This is a genomic window from Protofrankia sp. CiP1_Cm_nod3 (assembly GCF_982290655.1).
In genome coordinates this window covers 32,063-35,021 of the sequence record NZ_CEVIVD010000005.1, presented here as the reverse complement: position 1 = coordinate 35,021, position 2,959 = coordinate 32,063, and the positions used below count along the sequence as shown (strand labels likewise).

2 protein-coding genes are annotated in these 2,959 nt (G+C 69.2%); both read right to left on the bottom strand.

From position 1 onward, the window contains the following. Positions 1–203: 203 nt before the first annotated feature. Positions 204–1,649, bottom strand: coding sequence for an NAD(P)/FAD-dependent oxidoreductase (locus tag AC5LUJ_RS02505; protein WP_493464392.1), 1,446 nt, complete (start codon positions 1,647–1,649; stop codon positions 204–206). Positions 1,650–1,826: 177 nt separating this feature from the next. Then, on the bottom strand, positions 1,827–2,669 hold the full coding sequence (locus AC5LUJ_RS02500; RefSeq protein ID WP_493464405.1) for a uracil-DNA glycosylase: 843 nt from the start codon (positions 2,667–2,669) through the stop codon (positions 1,827–1,829). Positions 2,670–2,959: the final 290 nt, after the last annotated feature.

Genomic DNA, 2,959 nt, shown 5'->3' with positions numbered 1-2,959 from the left:
GTGCCCGGGAAACCCCGCTGCCATGGCCGGCAGCCCGCGCTCCCACGGCCTGGGACCTGCGCCATCCCGACGCGATGGCACGGATAGTGATGGGAACGTGACGATCTGCGGGCGGTGGCACGCGAAGAACCATGAAGAACGGCTAGTTACCGTACGTTACGAGCTGGTTGCTCCTGTCCTCTCCTGCTCTCGGTCGTTCCCCGTCAGGCCAGCGGTGTTCCCCCGGGGGTCTTGGCCGGCCCCGCGCTCCTGGCGGGCGCGGGCGACTTGCGGGCGGCCGAGGCGGAACCGTTCGTCTCCGTCCCTCCCGTCGCCTCCGCCCGTCCCGCCGGCTTCCCGGCAAGCGCGGGCTGCTGGGCGGCCGCCTCCGGCGCCGCCACCGCCGGAGCGCCCGCCGGGCTCGCGGCCGCGCGGAAGCTCGCCCTGGGGTCAGCGAAGGATCCCAGCGAGACGATCTCCCGCCGGAAGAACAGCGACAGCGTCCAGTCCGCGAGCACCCGCGCCTTGCGGTTGAAGGTCGGCACCCGGCTGAGGTGGTAGGTACGGTGCATCAGCCACGCGGGCCAGCCGCGCAGCTTCATCCCGTACACGTCCGCCACGCCCTTGTGCAGGCCGAGCGACGCGACGCTCCCGGCGTACTTGTGCTCGTACGGCGCGATCGGCTCGGCGCGGAGATCGGCGAGAATGTTGTCCGCCAGCACCTTGGCCTGACGGACGGCGTGCTGGGCGGACGGACCGGTCGTCGCGCCCTCCCCCTTGGTGAGGTCGGGCACCGCGGCGCAGTCACCCGCCGTCCATGCCTGCTCGACGCCGTCCACCTGCAGGAAAGCGGTCGCCCTGATCCGGCCCCGCTCGTCGAGCGGGAGATCGGTGTTGGCGAGCAGCGGATGGGCCTTGACCCCGGCGGTCCAGACGATGGTCTCGGCGTCGAACTCCTCACCGCTGTCGAGCACCACATGACCGTCCACAAGGCTTTTCACCCGGGTATTGATTTTCATCTCGATACCACGGTGCTCAAGCTGCTTCAACGTGTACAGGCCCATCGCCGGCGAAACCTCCGGCAGCACCCGCCCGCTCGCCTCCACCATCACCCAGCGCATGTCCGACGGCGACAGCTCAGGATAGAACCTGCAGGCGTCCCGGGCCATGTCCTCAAGCTCGGCTATCGCCTCGATACCCGCGAACCCGCCGCCGATGAATACAAATGTCAGCGCGCGGCGCCGGAGCTGCGGGTCGGTACTGGACGCCGCGACGTCCATTCGTTCGATGACCTTGTTCCGAATGTGGATCGCCTCGGCCACGCTCTTGAAGCCGATGCCCAGCTCCGCGAGACCCGGGATGGGCAGCGTCCGGGCGACCGACCCGGGACAGGCGACCAGGATGTCGTAGTGGAGCTCATGCGGCGCGCCCTGATTTGGCGCAATATAGGCGACCCGCTGGGCATGGTTGACCCCGGTCACGCTGCCGCTGACCACACGGCAACCATTCAGCACCCTACGTAGTGGTACGACGACGTGTCGTGGCTCGAGGTTTCCGGCCGCCGCTTCGGGAAGAAACGGCTGATATGTCATGTACGAGTTGGGCTCGACCACCGTCACGGTCGCCTCGCCCTGACGAAGGCGACGCTGAAGACGCAAAGCCGTGTACATACCGACGTAACCGCCACCCACAACAAGGATGTGCGGAGGTTGTCCAAAGCTCATACAAAAAAGGTACTCGCCACCACGCGACCATGCCCCCGGATACGGCGCCGGTGGACGACGGACTCACGTGACGTACAACACGCGGAGATCAACTCGGCGACGTGTACATCGACGGTGGTTCAGTTATTTATCACTGACCGCGCCGCTTACCCTCGCCGCGGCACCGAGCACAGAGTCGATCATCTCGGCGGTGACCCGCCCGGTGAACGTGTTCTGCTGGCTGGGATGGTAGCAGCCGAAGACAACCAGCCCCGCTCGATGTTCGGTGACGCCCCCGTCAGCGCCATCTCGTTCGGTGACGCCTTGCGCTGTGACATCTCGTTCAGTGACATCTCGTTCAGTGACATCTCGTTGGGAGACGGCTTCTCCAGATGCGGCTTCTCCAGATGCGGCTTCCGCGGAGGCGGCTCGCCGCACCGGGCCGGCCGGCGGGCGTGTGGGGCCCGGCGCGGGAACATCCGCGAGAACGACCCGACGGCCGTGCCCGAACGCCGGCCGTGGCGACGGCAGCGGATGACCGGCCCGCTCCAGCGCGGGCCACAGCGCCGTCCAGGCGAACCCGCCGAGCACGACGACCGCACGCAGCGTCGGCCGCAACAGTTCAAGATCGCGAATCAGCCATCCCCGGCAGGTGTCCCGTTCCAGGGTGGTCGGCTTGTTCGCCGGTGGGGCGCAGCGCACCGCGGCCACGATACGAGTGGAGATCAGACGCTGGCCGTCACCGGCCGACACCGAGGTCGGCAACCGCGCAAGCCCGACCCGGTGCAGGGAGGCGAACAGCCAGTCACCGCTGCGGTCCCCTGTGAAGATCCGTCCAGTGCGGTTGCCGCCGTGCGCCGCCGGTGCCAGACCGACGACGAGCACCCGGGCGTCCTCGGGGCCGAAGGACGGGACCGGCCGCCCCCAGTAACGCTCCCGCGCGAAAGCGGCCCGCCGCTGCCGGGCGACCTCCTCCCGCCAGCCCACCAGCCGGGGACAGGCCCGGCACACCGACATCCTGGCGTCGAGCTCGGCGGTGTCGCCCGCGGAGACAGCGAGCCGCCCGACATCACCCGGCGTGACCGCTACCGGGGTCACCGCCGAGGCGGGATCCCCCGGCCAGCCCGACCCCGGCGCGACCGGACGCCGGTCGCCGACACCACCGACACCGCCCTCGCCACCCTCGCCACCCTCGCCACCAGCGGATCCACCGTCGGCATCAGCGAGGCCAGCAGCACCACCAGCGAAACGAGCGGCATCGTCGGCATCGTCGGCAT